The 22,779-nt window shown below is 48.2% G+C and carries 16 protein-coding genes; 14 read left to right on the top strand and 2 right to left on the bottom strand.

Annotated features, from left to right (window positions below):
- Window positions 1-81 precede the first annotated feature (81 nt).
- The 11 genes from JMX98_RS01660 (at window position 82) to JMX98_RS01610 (ending at window position 16,955) form a co-directional block, all read left to right on the top strand.
- Window positions 82-1,137: a pilus assembly protein PilM gene (locus JMX98_RS01660; RefSeq protein ID WP_201584045.1), complete on the top strand. Its 1,056-nt coding sequence runs from the start codon at window positions 82-84 to the stop codon at window positions 1,135-1,137.
- Window positions 1,137-1,787, top strand: coding sequence for a PilN domain-containing protein (locus JMX98_RS01655; RefSeq protein WP_201584043.1), 651 nt, complete (start codon window positions 1,137-1,139; stop codon window positions 1,785-1,787). Before JMX98_RS01660 ends, JMX98_RS01655 begins: the two co-directional genes overlap by 1 nt.
- Complete coding sequence (locus JMX98_RS01650) at window positions 1,784-2,491, top strand: type 4a pilus biogenesis protein PilO (RefSeq protein ID WP_075100333.1); 708 nt, start codon at window positions 1,784-1,786, stop codon at window positions 2,489-2,491. The genes JMX98_RS01655 and JMX98_RS01650 overlap by 4 nt, the downstream gene beginning before the upstream one ends.
- Window positions 2,488-3,021, top strand: coding sequence for a pilus assembly protein PilP (locus tag JMX98_RS01645; RefSeq protein WP_075100334.1), 534 nt, complete (start codon window positions 2,488-2,490; stop codon window positions 3,019-3,021). The genes JMX98_RS01650 and JMX98_RS01645 overlap by 4 nt, the downstream gene beginning before the upstream one ends.
- 27 nt (window positions 3,022-3,048) lie before the next feature.
- The gene (gene pilQ, locus JMX98_RS01640) at window positions 3,049-5,421 is read left to right on the top strand and encodes a type IV pilus secretin PilQ family protein (protein WP_201584040.1); all 2,373 of its coding nucleotides are present in this window, start codon (window positions 3,049-3,051) and stop codon (window positions 5,419-5,421) included.
- A gap of 158 nt (window positions 5,422-5,579) precedes the next feature.
- Entirely contained in the window at window positions 5,580-6,137 is a 558-nt protein-coding gene (gene aroK, locus JMX98_RS01635) for a shikimate kinase AroK (RefSeq protein WP_192995283.1), read from the top strand.
- Window positions 6,138-6,209: 72 nt separating this feature from the next.
- Entirely contained in the window at window positions 6,210-7,316 is a 1,107-nt protein-coding gene (gene aroB / locus JMX98_RS01630; RefSeq protein ID WP_201584038.1) for a 3-dehydroquinate synthase, read from the top strand.
- Window positions 7,317-7,446: 130 nt separating this feature from the next.
- On the top strand, window positions 7,447-8,592 hold the full coding sequence (locus JMX98_RS01625) for a hypothetical protein (protein WP_227679939.1): 1,146 nt from the start codon (window positions 7,447-7,449) through the stop codon (window positions 8,590-8,592).
- 915 nt (window positions 8,593-9,507) lie between these two features.
- Window positions 9,508-13,971 carry a glutamate synthase large subunit gene (gene gltB, locus JMX98_RS01620; protein ID WP_201584036.1) on the top strand — a complete coding sequence of 1,488 codons (4,464 nt, stop codon included), beginning with the start codon at window positions 9,508-9,510 and terminating at the stop codon, window positions 13,969-13,971.
- A 144-nt stretch (window positions 13,972-14,115) separates the two neighbouring features.
- Entirely contained in the window at window positions 14,116-15,537 is a 1,422-nt protein-coding gene (locus tag JMX98_RS01615; RefSeq protein WP_201584034.1) for an FAD-dependent oxidoreductase, read from the top strand.
- A gap of 206 nt (window positions 15,538-15,743) precedes the next feature.
- Window positions 15,744-16,955, top strand: a complete 1,212-nt coding sequence (locus tag JMX98_RS01610) for an FUSC family protein (RefSeq protein WP_201584032.1) — start codon at window positions 15,744-15,746, stop codon at window positions 16,953-16,955.
- A gap of 73 nt (window positions 16,956-17,028) precedes the next feature.
- On the opposite strand, the gene JMX98_RS01605 is transcribed toward JMX98_RS01610, so the two are convergent.
- Window positions 17,029-18,189 carry an ABC transporter substrate-binding protein gene (locus tag JMX98_RS01605; protein WP_227679937.1) on the bottom strand — a complete coding sequence of 387 codons (1,161 nt, stop codon included), beginning with the start codon at window positions 18,187-18,189 and terminating at the stop codon, window positions 17,029-17,031.
- Window positions 18,190-18,454: 265 nt separating this feature from the next.
- Here JMX98_RS01605 and JMX98_RS01600 point away from each other — a divergent pair, with 265 nt between their 5' ends.
- Window positions 18,455-18,718, top strand: coding sequence for a hypothetical protein (locus JMX98_RS01600; RefSeq protein WP_201584030.1), 264 nt, complete (start codon window positions 18,455-18,457; stop codon window positions 18,716-18,718).
- A 405-nt stretch (window positions 18,719-19,123) separates the two neighbouring features.
- Window positions 19,124-20,743, top strand: coding sequence for an AbgT family transporter (locus tag JMX98_RS01595; RefSeq protein WP_320157757.1), 1,620 nt, complete (start codon window positions 19,124-19,126; stop codon window positions 20,741-20,743).
- 100 nt (window positions 20,744-20,843) lie between these two features.
- Here the strand turns inward: JMX98_RS01595 and JMX98_RS01590 are convergent, their stop codons facing one another.
- Window positions 20,844-21,674, bottom strand: a complete 831-nt coding sequence (locus tag JMX98_RS01590) for a Cof-type HAD-IIB family hydrolase (protein WP_227679936.1) — start codon at window positions 21,672-21,674, stop codon at window positions 20,844-20,846.
- A gap of 209 nt (window positions 21,675-21,883) precedes the next feature.
- Here JMX98_RS01590 and JMX98_RS01585 point away from each other — a divergent pair, with 209 nt between their 5' ends.
- Window positions 21,884-22,489 (top strand): hemerythrin domain-containing protein, encoded by a 606-nt coding sequence (locus tag JMX98_RS01585; protein ID WP_201584028.1) that lies wholly within the window; start codon window positions 21,884-21,886, stop codon window positions 22,487-22,489.
- Window positions 22,490-22,779 lie beyond the last annotated feature (290 nt).

Genomic DNA, 22,779 nt, shown 5'->3' with positions numbered 1-22,779 from the left:
ATCTATCTATTAAGTAAAGTATTGTATTCAATTATTACAAATAACTATCAGATTGTACACTTAATATAAGGTATAGAGTTTGTGAGGCTATTTACTCCCAAAAGTCGACATTTGATTGGAGTGGATATCTGTGCCACCTCAGTAAAGTTGGTTGACATACAGCGCCAACAAGGCATGTTCCACTTAAAATCTTATGGCATTGAAAGACTACCGGAAGGCGTAGTCGTCGATAAACTCATCGTGGATACTGAAGCCGTTGGCGATACGATTACCAGTTTGGCCAGACGCTGTCAAGTGGCTAATGCCCATGCAGCGACAGCCGTATCAGGGTCAGCAGTGATTACCAAGATCATCGATATGGACATGGCACTCAGCGATGTCGAGCGCGAAGCGCAGATACGTCTCGATGCCGATCAATACGTGCCTTATCCTCTTGAAGACGTCAATCTGGACTTTGAAGTCTTAGGCCCTTCTTTGGTCAGTGACGATATGGTACAGGTGCTACTGGCGGCCTCACGCTCGGAGAATGTCGACCAACGCGTCGATGCCTTAACCTTCGGCGGCATGCAAACCAAGGTCATGGATATTGAGTCGCACGCCATTGAGCGTGCTTTTGGCTTGATGGTAGATAATTTACCAGGGCTACCAGAATTAGTCGCCTTGGTCGATATTGGTCACAATCAAACCACCTTATATGTCGCCAAAAATGGCGAATTTATCTATAGCCGCGAACAGCTATTTGGCGGTGCTCAGCTGACAGAGGCAATACAAAATCGCTATGGCTTATCGTCTGAGGAAGCGGCGCTAAGTAAGCGTGAGCGCACCTTGCCTGACGATTACTATCCTGAGGTATTGACGCCGTTTATCGAAAACACCATTCAGCAAATCACTCGCTCTTTGCAGTTCTATTTTTCTTCGAGCCAATACAGCAATATCGATCACGTGGTCCTCGCGGGGGGCAGTAGCTCGATTCCCGGTCTGGCTGGAATGGCGCAACAAAAACTGGGTGTGACTGTCAGTATCGCCAATCCATTTACCAATATGACCATCGCGCCACATATCGATAATGAGCAACTGGCGGTCGATGCCCCAAGCCTCATGGCCGCATGTGGTCTTGCGTTAAGGAGCTTTGACTAATGGCTCGTATTAACCTCTTACCCTGGCGCGCCGAAGAGCGCGAACGCCGCAACAAAGAGTTTATCACGCTTGTGGTAGCTGTGACACTACTAACGTTGTTGGCTGCATTTGCTACGTGGAGCTATTTTAACAATGAGCTTGAAGAGCAGCTCGATGCCAATGCTTTGATTGAACAAGAAAACGCGCGCTTAGACACCGTGTTGAGCGAAATCGATAGCTTAGAGCAGCGCCGTGAAGAGATTATCTCACGCATGCAAGTGATTCAAGACTTACAAGGTCGCCGCCCTGTTCCTGTACGTCTATGGGACGATTTGGCTAAAGCAATGCCGTCGGCACTTTATCTCAATAATCTCAAGCGCGAAGGGGATGTCATCACCTTGACCGGCCTGGCAGATAACCCAAATGTGGTGTCCAATCTGATTCGTAATCTCGATAGTAGTAAATGGATGGGTAACTCTGCTGTCAGCAATATTCAACAAAACATCAGTGCTTATCAGGCAGCGCCTGCGCTCAATAACACCATCAATACAGGTGAGCAGACGCGCCCTGTTTATCCAGAAGACAGCTATGTACAGTTTGTGGTAACCACAAAGGTGCAGTCAGAGACGGCCACACCTGACGAGGGTGATGGGCTTGGAGGTGCGTTATGAAACTGAGCCGCAAAAAAAGCCTAATCAAAATCAAAAAAGCAGACCTAAAGCCAAAAAAGCAGTTTGACTTACAAGAGTTTCGTCGCAGTTTTGAGTCGTTAGACTCTGAAAACTATGGTAGCTGGCCATTGCCCGTCAAGGTAACGGTGATAGGGCTTATCATTGTTTTTATCGCCGCCTTGTCATGGGCGCTGCCGATCAGTGGCAAAATCGATGAAATCAATGCCGCCGAAAGCCAGCAGCAAACCTTGCTCGATAGTTATCGTGAAAAAGAATCACGCGCCCGTCACTTAGAAGCGTATAAAGCGCAAGTGGTGCAGATGGAAGCTGAGTTTAACTCGTTACTTGATCAACTACCAAAAGACACACGGGTGTCAGAGCTGGTAGAGGGCATCAACATGACTGGTGTGGGCAGTAATATTCGTTTTCAGGATATCTCGGTTGAGCCTGAAATTGAAAACGAGTTTTTTATTGAGCAGCCGATACGTATTGCCGCATTGGGTGAGTATCATCAGTTCGGCAGCTTTATCAGTGGCCTTGCCGCCTTACCTCGTATCATCACGATGCATGATTTTGAGGTGAGTAACCCGCAGCCGAGCTTGGATGTATTGCCAGAGCTAAATCTGGTACTACAGACCAAAACCTATCGTTCAAAAGAAGCAAATCCTGAAGGTGATGCCGCTGCTGCAGGAGACAGTCAATGATGATAAATAAACTGCCCACGTTACTGGCGTTAAGTATGGTTGTGTTGTCGATGACGGGCTGTAGCGATCGCATAGGGATGGCACAGCAGTCGATGAATGACATACGCAACCAGCCAGCGCAGCCGATTGAGCCTCCACCTAAGGCGGAGCTGGTAGAAGATTTTGTATACAGCGCAAGCACGCAGCGCAGTCCGTTTTTGCCCCCAAGTTTGGTCAATGTACAAGGGCCGACGACGCCTATCGATGGTGTACGTCCTGATATTACCAGAGTCAAAGGGCCGCTTGAGCAGTACGAGCTATCACAGCTGGTCTTTCGCGGTGTCGTTATTTCGCCTGAAGGTCAGCGATATGCGTTGGTACAACGTCCTGATGGCTCAGTTGCGAGTGTGAAAGTAGGTGATTATCTTGGATTGAATGACGGCCGTATTGTTGAAATCACGCCGACCCAGATTAACTTGATTGAAATTGTGCCAGACAGCCGCGCAGGGTTTATCGAAAAACCCCAGTCGCTGGTCTCTCCTATAAGCTAAGTCGGCAGATTTTTTGAGGAATAAATAATGACAGTACGCAACAACAAGGTAATGACGATGAGTAACCGCGTATCTTCTGCTTTTGCCGTTTCAGCATTGGCAGTCAGTATGGTAGCAGTGAGTAACCATGCCCAAGCTGCCCAGCGTATCAATAACGTCTCTGTGGTACAAACTGCGCCAGCTGTGACGCAAATGCGCTTGAGCTTTGCCGGTGCGCCAGCATTGCCTGCAGCCTATCAGCTAGATGATCCAAGCCGTTTGGTACTAGATTTTGAACAAGTGCAAAATGGGCTGGCTAGCCGATTTAACGAATACAACATCGGTATGGTCAATGATGTCACGACACTAAGCAGCGACAGCACCACGCGTCTCATTGTGGGTCTCAAGCAAGCAGGCAACTATACCACAGCGGTCGATGGTAATGATTTGCTGCTGACCATCACTGACCCTAGCCGCCCCGTGGTTAATCAGCCCGTCGTTAATCAAGTAATCACCAATGATCCTGTGCAAGATGTGCTGAATAACAGTAGTGGCATGACAACCACAGCAGTTGTCACCCCCATTGTAGAAACCAGTAGCGCTCCTGTTGCGGCCGTCAATAGCACTAATACTACGGTGGTCAAAAATCAAGTGCCCGCAGATACGATGGTGGTTCGGGTCAATCCGCTATTGGATCCACAGCTTGCCGCCTCACAAGTGAGTAAGCAATATAGCTATGAAGGCCTAACCGCCGTCAATTTTGCTGCAGGTAACGATGGTGGTGGTAATATCAGTATCGCTTTGGCCAATGAAGCCATTCCAGTGGATGTACAACGTCAAGGCAATAAGCTGGTCGTCCGTTTGACAGGCAGTACGGTGCCTAGAAATTTACTGCGCCGTCTAAATATCAATAGCGGTCTGGTTAGTAGTATTGATACCAAAAACCAAGGTCAAAATGGTGTTATCACCATCAATATGAACGACGACTATGAGTATCAAGCGTACCAGTCAGGCAATCAGCTAAATATCAGCATCAGTAAGCCTGAGCTACTGCGTGAGCCGACGCTCGAAGAAAGGGTCTATAGCGGTGAGCCACTGTCTATGGAATTCCAAGATGTCGAGATCCGCAGCGTCTTAGATATTTTGGCGCAGTTTACCGAGATGAATATTGTGGCAAGTGATTCGGTTGCAGGTAACATCACGTTGCGCCTGATCAACGTGCCTTGGGATCAAGCGCTTGATATTATTTTAAAGAGTAAAAATCTGGGCAAACGTGAAAACGGCAATGTGATTTTGGTCGCGCCGGCGACAGAGCTTGCAGAGCAAGAAGCACGTGAGCTTGAAGCGCAGCAAGCGGTTGAATCTTTTGCACCGTTACGTACAGAGTACATCCGCTTAAGCTATGCTAAAGCGCAAGATGTTCTGACATTGATTTCTCAAGGCAGCGGCTCTTCTGGTGGTAGCTCAAACCGTGTCGACGACAATAACTCTTTGTTGTCAAATCGCGGCACCGTCACTGTGGATGAGCGTACCAATACCTTGATTGTCAAAGATGTGGCAGACAGCATTGAAAACATTCATAAACTGATCAGCAAAATCGATATTCCGGTGCGTCAGGTGATGATCGAGGCGCGTATTGTCAGTGCGACCGACAGCTTTAGTAAAGAGATCGGTGTTCGTTGGGGTATTTTGTCAAATGGTGCGGCCAATAACCGTAACTTATTGGTGGGTGGCAGTAACCAGACATTGTGGGATTTAAAAGAATTTGATGTAGAAACCACCACCGTTAACGGCCAGACGGTCTCGTATCCCTCTTATGACATCACGCGGCCTGATAACCTAAACGTCGATTTGGGTGTGGCCAACCCAGCGGGTAGTATTGCCTTTGGTTTGCTCAGTATGTCAGATGTGATGCTCGACCTTGAGCTATCAGCGCTGCAAGCGGACAATCGCGGTGAAGTCATCTCGACGCCGAAGATTTTGACCGCGGATAAACAAACCGCAAAGGTGTCATCTGGGACTCAGATTCCGTATCAAGAGGCCTCAGCCAGTGGCGCGACCACCACCAGCTTTAAAGAAGCGGCGCTGAGCTTGGAGGCCACGCCAAACATCACCCCTGATGGTAAAATTGGCCTACAACTCCTCATCACCAATGGCACACCGACCATCATCAACAATCAGGTCGCCATCGCTGAAGACTCAATCTCAACCAACGTTATCATCGAAGATGGCCAGACCGTGGTCTTAGGTGGCGTGTTCAAAAACCGTACCAGTAACGGCGTGGATAAAGTGCCTTTCTTAGGGGATTTGCCGTATATTGGCCGCGCCTTCCGCAAAGATGTACGTAGTAATGCCAAAGAAGAGCTATTAATCTTTGTCACACCAAAACTCATCAATGATGGTACCAGCCGCTTGAATTAATCACAGGTTGACCTACTTTAAAAAAGCGAGCCTGAGTGCTTGCTTTTTTTATGAGTCAGCCGAAAGATGGATGAGGTTTTGCGGACAATTATCGCGGCTCGTTACTAGCCAGAATATCAATGACGTTGTATCATAGCTAATTTAGCTGAGTAAGTACTATGGTGGAGGAATTGCCGTCGGTGTTTTTAGTGGGGCCGATGGGAGCAGGGAAAACGACAATCGGTAAACTGCTGGCTAAGCAGCTAGGACGTGAGTTTTTGGATAGTGACTGGTATATCGAGTCGCAAACAGGTGCCGATATTGCGTGGATCTTTGCCAAAGAAGGTGAAGCAGGCTTTCGCGAGCGTGAGACACGCGCCATCGATGAGTTGACCCAAAAACCGCAAATTGTATTGGCAACTGGTGGCGGTGCGGTCATGTCTGCCGAAAATCGCGCATTTTTGCACCAGCGTGGCATCGTCGTCTATCTCAATGCCCCCGTTGATGTGCAAATGGCGCGTACGGCAAAAGACAAGTCGCGACCATTGCTACAGCAGCCCAACCCCAAGCAGATATTGCAGGATCTCTACAGCATCCGTGATCCGCTATATCGTCAAGTGGCGCATATCATCATGCCAACTGGCCATACTTATCCGCGTTATATGGTCAATCAACTTTTGCAGCAGCTGGCATCGTTTGATATGTCTGCCATTACCGCCCCCAATAACCGAAGCTAACTGTATAGATACTGTATGGATGACGGACAGTCAGCTGCTCATCGCTTATGACCACTATTTAAGGAGTACTTCATGGCCACGCCACAGTTTTTTGAGGGTTTAACCGTTCAGACACAAAGCCATGATTATCCCATTATTATCACTGAAGACGCGGGCAAAAATGGCAGTATGGCGCAGCAAGTGGCGCCTTATATCACGGGCCGTCAGGTTTTAATCGTCACCAATGAGACGGTTGCGCCTTTATACCTATCTGCATTTGAACAAGCGCTGGCCGCGCACTTTGCTGTGAGAGTCTGCGTGCTGCCAGATGGTGAGCAGTATAAAAACCAAGACAGTATCAATCAGATTTATGATGCACTGATGGATGCCCATTTCAACCGTGACGTGACGCTCATCGCCCTAGGTGGCGGCGTCATTGGCGATATGACAGGCTTTGCGGCGGCAAGTTTTATGCGCGGCGTGAATTTTATCCAGATACCAACGACATTGCTGTCACAAGTAGACTCTAGTGTCGGCGGCAAAACAGGCATCAATCATGCACAAGGCAAAAACATGATTGGTGCTTTTTGGCAACCGCAAATGGTATTGGCTGATATGAGTACACTCAAAACCTTGCCCGCTCGTGAGCTCTCAGCAGGGCTGGCAGAGGTCATCAAGTATGCTCTTATCATGGATGTCGGTTTTTTGCAGTGGCTGGAGAGCAATCTGCCTGCCATGATGGCGCTGGATTTGGCCGTGCTTGGTGAAGCGGTAAAACGCTGCTGTCAATATAAAGCCGATATCGTGGCCCAAGACGAGCGCGAGTCAGGTGTGCGTGCCTTGCTTAACTTTGGCCATACTTTTGGTCATGTGATCGAGACGCATCAAGGCTACGGCAACTGGCTACACGGCGAGGCTGTGGCGGCAGGTATGGTACAGGCCGCCGAGCTTTCACAAAAAATGGGCTGGCTAAGTAATGAAGAGGTGGCGCGTATTAAGCATGTGTTGACCTTGGCAAACCTGCCCATCTATCCGCCTGCGATCGCGGTGGACACTGCGCTTGATCTGATGGGCCATGATAAAAAAGTGAAACACGGACAAATCCGCCTGATTTTGTTAAAATCACTGGGTGAGGCGGTATTGACCAATGACTTTGATGCCACGCTATTAACCGACGTGCTGGCCGCACACAGTACGTAAGATACTGATTTTACAATCATAAGCGTTTGGTGAAGACAATGTGCGTTTAGCGCCTAACGTGACCGCTGGCATTTATTTCAACGAGTCTTTATGTTGCGTTCTTAACCCTATTTTCATCAAGGATACTCTCATGGCAGCACCAAGATCGACGACGCGTAGCGCAAGCCAAGCATATCGCCGCCAAGCATTGATTTGGCTGGTAGCGACGTTGCTACTTGGCGTGGTTACCGCTTTGGTTTGGATGTTTAGTCAGACCCCAGCGATGGGTGCCAAAATCGAAAACGCACCGATAACCACGCCGCAGCCGCTTAGTGCTGAGCTTGAGCAGCCGCTCACCATAGAATCCTTGCATGAGCTGGATACGGATGTGCAGCCGCTCAGCTTTGATGCGACCATTCGCGATTTGCGCAGCTATCCTGATGAGTTCAAAGACAAGCGCTATTTGCTAGCAAACAAGGGCAAATGGACAGTACAGGTGATGAATGTCGCCGAAAACGACGTCATCGTCAGCTATCTAGAAAGCCGTGATGATCGCAAAAAGTTTGCGTATTTTCGCTATTTAGATGACGAAAACCAAGCGCGTTATATGCTAACTTATGGGCTGATGAGCAGTCCGCAAGAAGCGGTTGGCGCCTCAAAACTGGTGGACTTTAAACTACCGGCTGATGTCCGCGTGTTGCCAGAAGAAATCAATCGCTATATCGGTATCATCGATAATTATGAGCGCCCCGATCCCATAAAAGATTTGAGCAATAGGCGAGTGCGCGCGGTTGATTTGCGCCCGACCAAGCGCGAAGTACCAGTGCGCCAACCTGCCGATGAAAGCAACGACGTCGATGAAACACGGCGCGCACCGAGTAGCAGTGAGACCAGTATTCGCCAGTCTATCGACACCTCTGAGACCTTATCTGTCACTGAGGAGCGTATCATAGGCGGTGAAGAGCAGTCGTCTGTGACCGCAGGCAACGAAGAGTCGAGCAACAAACCTGCGGACAATCAAAAACCGGTAGCGGCAGGCGGTGATAGTAGCAATAAGAAGCCACCAGTCGTGCCAACGCCGAAGCCGCCAAGGAGTAGCAGTGGGGCAAATGCGGGCGCAAACAATGCGGCAAATAGCGGTGCCAATAACGCCAGCAATAAAAATAGTAACCCCAATAAAAATAGTAATACCGGCACGGACAATAAAAGCACCAACCAAGGTGTCGCTAAAAACGATAACGCTGCCAAAAATAACGGCGACAGTATTAAAGAGCTGATTGAAGAAAAAAGCAATTAAGTTGCGTCTGTTGATTTGATCAGAGTCATAGCCGTAGCGATAGTGATAAAGCCCATTAGCAAAGATGCTGGTGGGTTTTTTTTGGCAGGTATTTTATGTGTCAAGTGCCAGTTGTTATTTTCTCCAGTTACCGCTTTTGCTTTGATGTTCTGCTATCTTAGTTGCATGAACCATGGCTTAAATGATGGCTGAAACCTGCCTTTATATGCGTTTTTATCTGCTGTTTTTCGTCGTTGTATAACCATTAGTAATACGTTCTCTTACAAAATATGGGTGATGAATCGATAGAAAAGACTAGATTTTTTGCCAATCATTAACTAAGATAACGGTGGGCGACGTTCTGTATAGTTATCGTAAATAACTATTTATTGAGCATTCGGTGAGTGCTTGCATCAAATTTATAAGACGCTTTGCTACTGTTTGTTGTCCCAAGCGCCGCCATTTTTATTTGCATTTATACGCTAATAAATGGCGCAGCCTCCCTTACGGTCGCTCTTTTTAGAGTGAATAAAGCGCTTAAATACAGAGCGTCAAATATTCAATATAAATCATCGCACCGTTACACTACCTAGCCAGTATAATCATAGCGTTCGGTAATACACGGTGACAAGCGATACTCCAGTTAACAATAGCATGTGATTGAGAACTGAGTAATTGGCAGATAAAACGATTTTTATCTGATTGCCAAGATCTATTACTTACTGTCTATTCATACATTAATTATCTGTTCAGACATCATTAATGACTAGGAGGGTCAAGGTGCTAACCTGATTCTCAGAGTATGATGAATAAGAACGTCACATCAATTATTAATTCGGATATACGAATATTAATTATTAGCCCGTTCTGCCTACGGATAGCCGTTTATGCTCCGCATTGGATGATAAGCGACCCGTTCACTTAAAAGGACTAGCCATGTCAATGATTTCCTCCCATACGCATTTGGCCACGCCAGATGACTTCTCTGATAACTGTGGTTTTGGTTTGATCGCTCACATTGAGGGTGAGGCCAGCCATGATTTGGTAAAAACAGCCATTCATAGCTTAAGCTGTATGACGCACCGTGGCGGTGTTGCTGCTGATGGTAAGACGGGTGACGGCTGTGGTCTATTGTTGGCAACGCCGACCAAGTTTTTTCAAAAAATTGCCGCCGAGCTGCAGTTTGATATTACTGATAACTTTGCGGTGGGCATGGTCTTTGTCAATCTCGACGCTGCTAAAGCAAAACACAGCCAGCAAATACTCTCTGAAGAGATTACTGCACAAGGTTTGGATGTGGCGGGCTGGCGTAATGTGCCACTTGATTTGACGATTGTCGGTGACATAGGCCGTGAGACATTGCCTGATTTTAAGCAAGTGTTTGTCAATGCGCCTGATGATTTATCAGCAGATGATTTTAATCGTAAGCTGTTTGTCGCTCGCAAAAAAGCCGAGCAACGTTTGGCAGACGATGAGTTGTTTTATGTGTGCTCGTTGAGCGCTCAGACGATTATCTATAAAGGGTTGGTGATGCCGTCTGATTTGCCAGCGTTCTTTTTGGATTTGCAAGATGAGCGCCTGGCCTCACATATTGTGGTATTCCACCAGCGTTTTTCTACCAATACCTTACCGCGCTGGCCGCTTGCGCAGCCGTTTCGCTATCTGGCGCACAATGGTGAGCTAAATACCATCACGGGCAACCGTAACTGGTCGGAGGCACGCACCCCAAAACTCAAATCGGACAAACTGCCCAACCTAAATGAGCTGACGCCACTGGTCAATCGTACAGGCTCGGATTCTTCGAGTTTGGATAATATGCTTGAGGTGCTGATGTCTGGCGGCATGAGTCTGTTTCATGCCATGTCGATACTCGTGCCACCTGCTTGGCAAAATGTCGATAGCATGGACATGGATTTGCGCGCGTTTTATGAGTTTTATTCGCAGCATATGGAGGCATGGGATGGGCCAGCGGGTCTGGTGATTCAAGACGGGCGCTATGCGGTGTGCATGCTTGATCGCAATGGCTTGCGCCCATCGCGCTGGGTGACGACGAAGAATGGCTACATTACGGTCGCCTCTGAGGTGGGTGTTTGGGATTATGCACCAAAAGATGTACTGGCAAAAGGCCGCGTCGGTCCCGGTCAAATGCTGGTCATCGATACCATGACTGGCCAGATTTTAGATACCAAAGCCATAGCGACCTTACTAAAAAAAGCGCACCCGTATCGCAAATGGCTGCGCGAAGAAGCGACCCGTATCCGTGATGATGAGCGCCTAGAAGAGCAGCTGGCGGCGCAGGCCTGCCGCGGCGAGCCACTCAAGGCCCTACAAAAGATGTATCACATCACCAATGAAGAGCGCACCGAAATCATCCGTCCTAATGCCGAAAATGGTCAAGAGCCAGTGGGCTCGATGGGCGATGATACACCAATGGCAGTGCTGTCGCAGCAAATTCGTCATGTCGGCGATTTTTTTCGTCAGCAGTTCGCGCAGGTGACCAACCCACCGATTGACCCATTACGTGAGTCAATCGTGATGTCACTACAGACGTGTCTCGGCGCTGAAACCAATGTGTTTGCGCCATCAGCAAAAGATGCACACCGTATTATTTTATCCTCACCGGTATTGTCAGCCAGCAAAATGCAGCAGCTTGAGCGTTTAGACGACCCAGCGTTTCAGATGGCGCGTATTGATTTAAATTATGATCGTACCCTTGAGCTGTCAGAAGCCATCACTGCTATCTGTGAGCAAGTGGCAAGCAGTATTCGCGCCGGCCATACGCTGATTGTATTGTCTGACAAAAACATCGTCGCCGACAAAGTCCCAGCCAATGCCATCATGGTGACAGGGGCAGTGCATCATTATCTGATCGCCCAAGGTATCCGCACCGATGCCAATCTCATCATCGAGACGGGGCTGGCGCGTGACTCGCATCAGGTGGCGGTATTAATTGGCTTTGGCGCCACCTGCGTCTATCCATATTTGGCTTATGATGTCATCGATGACTTGGTGGCAAGTGGTGAGCTGCTTGGCGATCCGATTCAGGCGCGGGTCAATTTCCGTAAAGGCTTGGATAAAGGTTTGCTAAAAATCTTATCAAAAATGGGTATCTCAACCATCGTCTCTTATCGCGGTGCACAATTATTTGAAGCGGTTGGTCTCTCAGAAGAAGTGGTAAACCTATGCTTTAAAGGTGTGCAAAGCCGTATCAAAGGCGCCACCTTTGCCGATTTGGCAGCAGATCAGGCCATACTCGCGGCCAACGCCTTTAAGCGCCGTGCGCCCCTTGATCAAGGTGGTTTGCTCAAGTTTGTCTTTAACAAAGAGTATCACGCCTTTAATCCTGATGTGATTAACAGCCTGCACACCGCTGTACGGACAGGCGATTATGACAATTATCGTCATTATGCCGACTTGGTTAATAGTCGCCCTGTAGCAACCTTGCGGGATTTGTTGCAACTAAAGACAGATAACTCAATTGACGTGAATGAGGTCGAAGACATCTCGGCTATCTTGACACGCTTTGATTCGGCGGGCATGTCGCTTGGCGCTCTATCACCAGAAGCACATGAAGCGATCGCCATGGCGATGAATACCATCGGTGGCCGCTCAAACTCAGGAGAGGGCGGCGAAGATCCGGTACGCTATGGCACGCTGCGCAATTCAAAAATCAAACAAGTGGCTTCTGGTCGTTTTGGTGTCACGCCTGCGTACTTGCGCTCAGCAGAAGTCATGCAGATCAAGGTCGCTCAGGGTGCAAAACCAGGGGAGGGTGGACAGCTGCCAGGTGGTAAGGTCAATGCGCTGATCGCGCGCCTGCGTTACTCTGTACCAGGGGTGACACTCATCTCACCGCCGCCGCATCATGATATTTATTCTATCGAAGACTTGGCGCAGCTGATTTTTGACTTAAAACAAGTCAATCCCGATGCCTTGGTCTCGGTGAAGCTGGTCTCACGTCCAGGCGTTGGCACCATCGCGACAGGCGTGGCCAAGGCCTATGCTGACTTAATCACCATCTCAGGCTATGATGGCGGTACGGCAGCGTCACCACTGTCTTCTATCCATCATGCAGGCTCGCCGTGGGAGCTGGGCTTGGCAGAGACGCATCAGTCGCTACGGGTCAATGGCCTGCGCGATAAAGTGCGGGTACAAACGGACGGCGGACTCAAGACAGGCCTTGATGTGGTAAAAGCCGCTATCCTTGGTGCAGAAAGCTTTGGTTTTGGTACCACGCCGATGATTGCGGTGGGCTGTAAATACTTGCGTATCTGCCATCTAAACAACTGCCCGACAGGCGTTGCTACCCAAAAAGCCAAGTTGCGTGACGAGCACTTCATCGGTGAAGCGGAGATGCTCATTAACTTCTTTAAGTTTGTGGCGACGGAAACACGTGAATGGCTTGCCGCCCTTGGCGTACGTAGTATGGAAGAGCTGGTCGGACGTACTGACTTGCTCGAGGTGTTAGAAGGCAATACGGCAAAGCAGCGTCACCTCGATTTAATGCCACTCTTGTTTAGTCATCCAGCCAGCGTTGGCAACGCGCAAACGTGTCAGGTAGCGCGTAATGAGCCATTTGATAAGGGCTTGCTCGCTGAGCAGATGGTCAGTGATATGCTGCTTAATATTCGTCAAGGTACAGGCGGCGATTATAGCTATGCAATTGGCAACTGCGATCGCTCAATCGGCGCGCGTATCTCCGGTGAGATCGCTCAAGTCTGGGGCAATCTTGGTATGAGTGATATGCCAATCAAGCTGCATCTAACGGGCACAGCAGGGCAGAGCTTGGGTGTGTGGAATGCAGGCGGCCTAAATATCGAGCTAGAAGGCGATGCCAATGACTATGTCGGTAAAGGTATGGCTGGTGGCGAGATCGTTATCTATCCGCCAAAGGGTGCCAGTTTTAGTACCCAAGAGACCGCCATTATCGGTAATACTTGCCTTTATGGTGCGACAGGCGGTAAGTTATATGCGGCAGGAACCGCAGGCGAGCGCTTTGGCGTACGTAACTCAGGGGCGCACGCGGTGATAGAGGGCACAGGCGATCACTGCTGTGAATATATGACCGGCGGCGTGGTGACCATCCTTGGACGGACAGGGCTGAATTTTGGCGCAGGGATGACCGGTGGCTTTGCTTACGTGCTCGACATGGATGGCGACTTTTTTGATCGCTGCAATCACGAGCTGATTGATTTAAACCGTATCTCCAGCGAGCAAACCGAAGAGCACCGCATTTATTTGCAGCAAGTGATAGAAAACCACGTAGATAAAACAGGCAGCGCTTGGGGCCAGACGATATTGGCTGACTTTGAGCACTATGTGCGCAAATTTTACTTGGTCAAGCCCAAAGCGGCGAATATTGCCAGTCTCCTAAAGACCACCATGGCTGATCCACAGTAGTCGGGTATAGGGTATAAGAGACGTTTTAATACATTGGTTTTTTCGCAGGTCGGTGCCCGCAGTGACATATATCAGATGGACTGACAGTGTGTCGCAGCGGCTCCCCACCCACGATAAAAGCCACCTAGAGAAGAGACAGTTATCATGGCAAAACGCTTAGAAAATAGTTTTCAGTTTTTAGATGTACCACGGTTTGATCCTGCTAAAAAAGACATTGCCACCCGCTCGACAGAGTTTGTTGAGATTTATAAGCCGTTTGAGAGCGAGGCGGTGGCGCAGCAAGCCCATCGTTGTCTTGAGTGCGGCAACCCTTATTGTGAGTGGAAATGCCCAGTTCACAATTACATCCCTAATTGGCTAAAGCTGGCCACCGAAGGCCAAATCTTTCAGGCAGCAGAGCTGTGTCATCGTACCAATACTTTACCTGAGGTTTGCGGCCGCGTTTGCCCTCAAGACCGCTTGTGCGAAGGCGCTTGTACGCTAAACGATGGTTTTGGCGCGGTGACCATCGGTAATGTCGAAAAATATATCAACGATACCGCTTTTGCCTTAGGCTGGCGACCTGATATGTCGGATGTGGTTTGGACAGACAAAAAAGTTGCCATCATTGGGGCTGGGCCGGCAGGTCTTGGCTGCGCTGATATCTTGGTAAGAAATGGCGTCAAGCCTGTGGTTTTTGACAAGCGTCCTGAGATTGGCGGCCTACTGACCTTTGGTATCCCAGAGTTTAAGATGGAAAAAGACGTCATGCGCAATCGCCGCGTGATTTTTGAAGGCATGGGTATTGAGTTTCGCCTCGAGACCGAAATCGGTACAGACGTCACTATCGATGAGCTGTTGAGCGAGTACGACGCGGTGTTTATGGGAATGGGCACTTATACCTATATGCGCGGCGGCTTTGTAGGCGAAGAGCTCGACGGCGTTTATGACGCTTTAGATTACCTGATTGCCAACGTCAATCGCTGCAATGATTGGGAAAAAGATGCTGAAGAGTACATCGACTTTAAAGGCAAAAGAGTCGTAGTACTGGGCGGTGGCGATACGGCGATGGACTGCAACCGTACCAGTATTCGCCAAGGCGCTGAGCAAGTCGTCTGTGCCTATCGTCGTGATGAAGAAAACATGCCAGGCTCACGCCGCGAGGTGGTCAATGCGCGCGAGGAAGGAGTGCAGTTTTTGTTCAACCGTCAGCCGACCGAAATCATCGGCCTAAATGGTAAGGTCAATGGCGTCAAGGTCGTTACCACACAACTGGGCGCGCCAGACAATCGTGGCCGCCGTCGTCCTGAGCCGATTCCAAATTCAGAAGAGATCATTGAGTGTGATGCGGTGATTATGGCCTTTGGTTTTCGTCCTAGCCCTGCCGACTGGTTTGAGAGTCAGCAAGTGAGTATGGATAGCTCGGGCCGCGTGCTAGCGCTCGAGCAGCAGACATTTAAATTTCAAACCAGCAATCCCAAAATCTTTGCTGGCGGCGATATGGTGCGCGGCTCGGACTTAGTTGTCACGGCTATTTGGGAGGGTCGCGAAGCGGCGGAAGGCATCTTAGACTTTTTAGAAGTATAATTACCTCGATTTAGATTCCACGATTTATTAGTGGTTTGTGATGTAAACGCCTTTTGTCTTTTATCAGACAAAAGGCGTTTTTTTTTGAGTGATGCTTGGTAAATAAAAGCTCGACTGCTAGCATGTTTGTGCGTACCCTATATGCTTTATCGTTTACCTCATTTATCCACTAAAACTCGTTTATTCACTAAAAAGAGTAGCCTGGCGTGAAATCAACCTTTTACCAGCGTGTTACTGCTCCATTCATCGAGCCTTACATTCGTTATCAACGTGCAGATGTGTTACATGCTTGTCGTCTGGGAGTGGCTGTCATACTGGCGCTATTAGTCAATAAAGTCACAAACCTGCCGCATGGTGAGTGGACCACCATTACGGTTTTTATTATTTTAGGATTGTTACAGTATCAAGGCGCTATCTATACCAAAGCCAAAGAGCGTGTGCTGGGCACGCTACTAGGTATTGGCACAGCATTAGGGGTGTTGTGGTTCAATCAAAATGTAGGGGCATGGCTATGGATCGATTATGCACTTATCGGTATATTAAGCGGCATTATTGGCTATCTGGCCGTTCGTAAGCTTGGCTACACAGGGCTGCTGACGGGTATTACGATGTTAATGATTGTCTCCGATCTAGGCAATAGTAGTATTGGTCAAGACGGCATTTACCGTGCGCTCAATATCTTGCTAGGGACAGGCGTGGCGGTCGCAGTCACACTCATTTTGCCGCTAAAATCAACGCTGATGTGGCGATTTCTATTGAGTAGCAATCTTGATGCTTGTAGCAGCTTATATGCAAGCGTTGGCCATCATATTGATGTAGCGGACGGAGCGGCGGGCAACACGACCCATAAATCAAATCCAGTGGCTTTTTCAGTTGAAGAAATACCTGTTGATAGAGCGTTGGTCACCACATTACAACAGATCAATAAGCGCCTACTGGCCGTGCGTCCACATATCGCTGCGACCGCAAGTGAGTCAGGGATCGAAAAAGAGACACTGGAGACCATTCAACGTACCCATCGCAATATCATTGGCACAATTGATTTGTTATTAAGTGCTGCGCCGCGCTTGGCAAATATTGAAATCGATGAGGAGAACCATGTTTTGTTGGTTCATTATCAGCATGAGTTGACGCAAGCGATGCAGCATATGGCTGCGGTGCTACGTAGTCCCAGTGATGAAGTGTTTCGTCCCATTACGCGTATTGCCGTCTCAGAGTATCCAAGCGTACAGCGTTTAGCATTTGAGTGGCAGGGATACTTTTGGTTGACCCAAACCTTGCAAACCCAGTTGCAACAGTTGAGCGACTTGTTACAAACGACTAAACCGCAGTGGTTTGCAGCCTCAGGTCTACGCTATCAGCGCCGCGAGCAACGCCGCATCGAGGACAAAGGCGGCGAGACGGATTTGCATTTATAATATAAAAAACGCTGATCTTAGATCAGCGTTTTTATTTTTGGACTACTAGGATTAAGCGATTACGTCATGGCTATTAACGGCCTGTTTTTAGCTTATCCCAATACTGCTGATACATTTGCAACGCTTCGTCACCCACATCTTCTTGGAACTCTGCTTTTGCCAGTACTTCTTTAGAAGGGTAAATCGCCGGATTGTTGCGCACTGATTCGTCCATCATCTCACGTGCGGCTAAGTTTGGCGACGCATAGCCAATCTCTTCACTGACGATTTTGGCGTTTTCGGGGCGAAGCAGGTAGTCGATAAACTTATGCGCGGCATCCATTTGCTTGGCATTTTTGGGAATGACAAAGTTATCCATCCACAGTATCGCACCCTCCGATGGATATTTATAAACCAAGCTGGTCAAGCCTTCATCATTGGCCATGACCGCTTCGCCATTCCACGTCATACCAAGCGTCGTCTCCCCTTCGATATAGGGCATACGCGTGGCATCTGAGTTAAAGGTTTTGACATTTGGCATCAACGTGGTGAGCTTGTCATAAGCGGCTTTTATTTCCTCAGGATTGCTGCTGTTGCCTGAGTAGCCGAGGGTTAGTAGTGCCATACCAAAGACTTCGCGCACGTCATTGGTCAGCATCACTTGACCTTTGTATTTCGGGTCCCACAGATCATTCCAACTATTGACGGTCGCAGGGTCGACGCTATCACCATTGATGGCAAGACCTGTACTGCCCCACATATAAGGAATCGAGTACTTATTGTCTGGATCGACCTTGGTATTGGTAAATGATGTATCAAGGTTGTTAAAGTTGCTTAATTTTGATTTATCGAGCTCTTGCAACAATCCTTCTTTGGCCATTTTTTCGACATAGTACGTCGATGGAATCGCCAAGTCGTATTGGCTAGAGTCATCGAGTAGCTTGAGCTTGGCGTACATGGCTTCGTTGGAGTCAAAAGTGGTGTAATTGACGGCGATACCGGTCTCTTCTTCAAAGCCATCGAGAATCTCTTGAGGCATATACTCTGACCAGTTATACAGATTAAGCGTCTCATTGCTTGCGCCAGCACTGCCATCCGCTGCTGCATTGTCAGAGCTACTACAGCTGGCAAGTACCAAGCCGACTGCCATAGCAAGCAAGGCTTTTGGCGCAGTCTTTGTCACGGCCGTAGGCAATAAGCGACCGATTCCGGCCACAGAGCGGGCAGGCGCTTGGGATGATGATACGTGTGTCAAAATATCTCTCCTAAATAATAAAGTCAAATCAATAAAACGGCATAAAAACGGGCGTATACAAAGCACTAAACGCTGCATACGGTGATTGATACTATTATGACCATTAGTGTTACTGATTTAAAGGGTCGGCGCAAAGAGATTTTTACCGCGCCTACCGTCACCATAAAAAGTACAACAAAACAGCTAAGGTGATGCTGTCGTTTCAGGGTATGTTACTGAGCAAGTCATTAAAAAACCAAATATATGTGTAAGATTAGGAGAAAGCATGAATAACCGTAACTGTGCCGGTGTGATTGCTACCATCATTGGTATCATCGTTTTTATGGCGATGTTTAACTCAGGCTCACCGACGCCTATCGTCAATTGGCCGGTAGAAACCTACATGGGGATGGCCTTTACCATTGGTTGGCTGAGCAGCGTGCCGAATTGGTTGGCTTATGTGCTGGCGGCGCTGGTGCTGATTTTACTGGTGATTGGGCTTTATAAAATAGGTGGCTGGATTTATGGTCTGCTAGCGCGCACGCGTTAATAGCAGTACTGTTGCACCGCTGCAAAAGCGAGAGATTAGAGATATTCTAATCTCTCGCTTTTTTGTTTTTGGTTTACTTGTATTGATGACTGTACTGGTGAATATAGTAGATTTAATTTAAAAATGTTATAGCGCTACTGGTATAAATTATCCTTGCGTGCTGTGCCTGCGCCGACAAAGACTGCGTAAAATTTATCCCAGCCCCACTGTAGCGTTTTTATATTGAACGCACTGTATATAGGCTCCTTGTCATTTATAGATTGTCCAAAATTGCAAACATTTGGTTTTATGAGCAAAAAGTATTTGTTTCCGTTTCCCAACTATGTTTCAATCGCTATCTTTTATCAATCTTTTCATATGTTTGAAACCTATCAATTTATTTAAGTTCTAAATGGAGCAGCGGCTATGCAAGGAAGTAATTCACCAAATGGCAGTCCACCAAACAACAACTTTGATACCGCAGCGAAAAGTTCTCGTATGCAGCGATTTTTGCAAGGGGTTGAGTGGCTCGGTAATCTACTGCCGCATCCGGTCATTTTGTTTGTTTGGATGTCTGTGCTGCTGTTGGTACTCTCAGCTGTGATGTCTTATTTTGGGGTGTCGGTGATAGATCCGCGCCCTGAGGGCACCAGCGGACGTAGTGCCGATGGCATGATCGAGGTCGTTAATCTATTGAACGGCGAGGGTTTAGCACGCATTGTTGAAAATTTAGTCACCAACTTTACCGGCTTTGTGCCGCTTGGTACGGTGCTGGTGGCCTTACTCGGTGTCGGTATTGCTGAGCACTCTGGTATGATATCAGCTGCCCTGCGTGGTCTGGTCATGAATGCGCCCAAAAAAATGGTGACCTTTACCATTGTGTTCGCTGGCATCATGTCAAACACCGCCGCCGAGCTTGGTTATGTGGTATTGATACCACTGGCGGCAGTTATCTTTCACTCACTTGGTAGGCATCCGCTAGCCGGTCTGGCCGCGGCGTTTGCTGGGGTGTCAGGCGGCTATAGTGCTAACTTATTGCTTGGTACGGTAGATCCTTTATTATCAGGGATTACCCAAGAAGCGGCGCGTATCATCGATCCTACCTACACCGTCGGTGCAGAGGCCAACTGGTACTTTATGATCGCCAGTACCTTTTTGATCAGTGGCCTGGGTTATTTTGTCACCGAAAAAATCGTTGAGCCAAGCTTAGGAGAATACAACCCTAAAGATGCTGACGATGCCTCTGTACTAGAGACGCAAATCGAAAAAGTATCGTCAATTGAGAAAAAGGGGCTACTATGGGCAGGTATCAGTATGCTCATATTTTGCTTATTGCTGGCGTGGACAGTAGTGCCTGCAGATGGCATCTTGCGTAATGCGGAGACGGGTCTGGTGTCAGGCTCACCATTTTTGAAAGGCATCGTGGTCTTTATCTTTGTATTCTTTGCCCTACCAGGCTATATCTACGGTAAGATTACCGGTAGCATCAAGAGCAATCAAGACGTGGTCGATGCCATGAGCAACGCCATGAGCTCCTTGAGTATTTATATTGTGCTGGTGTTTTTTGCCGCGCAGTTTACCGCGTTTTTTAAGTGGTCAAATCTTGGTTCGGTGATGGCGGTGTCTGGCGCTACCTTCTTAAGTGATGTTGGTTTGACAGGGCCTTTATTGTTGGTAGGCTTTATCATCATTTGTGGTCTGGTCAATCTGATGCTCGGTTCGGCGTCTGCCCAGTGGGCGGTGACTGCGCCGATCTTTGTGCCGATGCTCATGCTCACAGGTTATGCGCCAGAGATGATTCAGGCGGCTTACCGTATTGGCGACTCGACCACCAATATCATCACGCCGATGATGAGCTATTTTGGTCTTATCTTGGCAGTAGCAATGCGCTACAAAAAAGACACTGGAGTGGGAACCTTGATGGCGATGATGCTGCCGTACTCCATGGCTTTTTTGATTGGTTGGACGATATTGTTTTCTGTCTGGGTGTTTGTGCTGGGTCTGCCAGTCGGCCCTGGCGCAGAGACCTATTATCCTGCTCAGTAGTTGTTATTCGCAAAATAAAAACCCTTGTCAGCGATTGGCAAGGGTTTTTTTGGGCGATAAAGAAAAGAGTTTTGAAAGGCTTTGCTTAAGGTTATTCTATTTATGACGCCACCTTAAATTGCTCAAGCACCTTTTGAATACCATATTCTTCAATGGTACCTGTGACAAAATCTGCGCGCTCGATCAGCGCAGGCTGGGCATCGCCCATCGCGACCGCATAGCCGACCAAATCGAACATCTCTAAATCATTCATACCATCGCCGAACGCCATACATTCATTGGCATTTACGCCGTAATAGTCACAAACGTCTAGGATGCCACGGGCTTTTGAGGCGTTTGCTGGCAAAATATCCGCACCAATTTGATGCCAATGCACCAGCTTTAAATCGTCCCGCGCAAAATCGATATCCTGCATTTTATCGAATTGATTATTAAAAAACACCGAGCACTGATAAACAGGGTTTGATAGATAGTAGAGGGGATCAACGATGGAGTTGGGGGTTTTGGCATTGAATTCGCGCAGACGCTCATTTTCCGCCGACCAAGCGATATGAGTCGCTGAGTCAAACTTATGAATGAGCTCGCTTGTTTTGCATAACTGCACGATTTTGTCCGCCTGCTCAGCAGACAACGGATAGTGACTGATTAAGCCTTGATTATCAAAGCTGTACTGTCCGTTCATACAGATAATGGCGTCTAAAACCTCTGCCTCGAGCAACGCCAAAATATCAGCCGGCAATATCGCTTTAGAGCGCCCTGTAGAAATCACCAGTTTAATGTCGGTTTGGGCAAGCGCCTCAAGGGTAGCCTTGTTGTGTGCTGCAATAATACCGTTGCGGCTTAGCGTATCGTCGATGTCAAAAAATATCACTTTTGGCATGGGCAGCTTGTGAGGCATACTGGCTGTCGCAGCCTTATCTACTATAAACATGAGCATCCTTTATGTTTAAAAAACAACCGTGTAAGTCTTTTGAGTTAATGGGTCAGAGTGGGGCACGGCCTATATAAAGTCTAAATATTATCTATTGTAAGTGCAGTTATTTTTAATAAAATAGCAAATATATAAGTGCTTGGTGATACGTTTGAGAGAGCATGATCAGCGCCAGTCACCAGCCAAATCTGCTACCTAAGGATACCTTGATGACTCTTTCTATCACAAGCGACAATAAGACAAGTCAGCAGGCTTTAGACGATGATCTATTTAGTCTGGCTCCAAGGCATCCTGATAGCCGCTTAGAGGCGGATTGGTTATTTCTGTATAACAAGCTGCCGCCTGATCAATGGTTTGGCGCGGACTACGCTTATAAGACATCGGGCTGGCTAAAGGTACATACTAACATACGAAAACGCCAGCGTATCTTGACACAGATAAGTACGGCCTATCAATCAGGGGAGTTTGACTGGAGCGAGTATCGCTCGCAGATGCTCAAGCGTGTCAGTATGCATATCCTCAAGCTGCATCAGCATCACGGCGTTGAGGACGAGGGGTTTTTCCCTGAATTTATTCGGATGTATCCGCAGCTACAGGCAGGGTTTGAGATATTGGGGCGCGACCATGTGCGCTTGGATGCGCTACTCGATCAGCTGCAGCTGCAAAACGATACGCTGGCGAGAACTGAGGTTGAGGATAAAGCGCTGGCTGACGTGTCGCACAAAACGCTAGAGGCAGTGACGGACTTACTCCAGCAACATCTGACGGATGAAGAAGATTTGGTCATTCCTATTTTGGGGTTACGGCAGGGGTAGGGTTTGGAATATATAAAACATTATTAATAGCTTTTCCCGCCTTACGCTTGTATCTGCTTACCCGCGCGAGGCGAGGGCTATGGTTTGGGGTGTCTCCTGCTCTGCGAGCCACCCCAAAACCTAGCCCTCACAACTCGCCCAGCTCAGCAGGATACCGCTACAGTCGGGGCTAGCGGTGAGCTTATGATTTTTTTGATAGTGGTCGTAGTTGGGTTTTGATACATTGGTTTAGAATGAAATTCTTTGTAGGCTGGGCTTTTAGCCCAGCTTTTTTAAACGCGGAAGATGTC

This window comes from Psychrobacter sp. HII-4, from assembly GCF_904846595.1.
Lineage (GTDB): Bacteria > Pseudomonadota > Gammaproteobacteria > Pseudomonadales > Moraxellaceae > Psychrobacter > Psychrobacter celer.
Note: the sequence above shows the minus strand (reverse complement) of the source record. Positions and strands in the feature narration are given on the sequence as shown.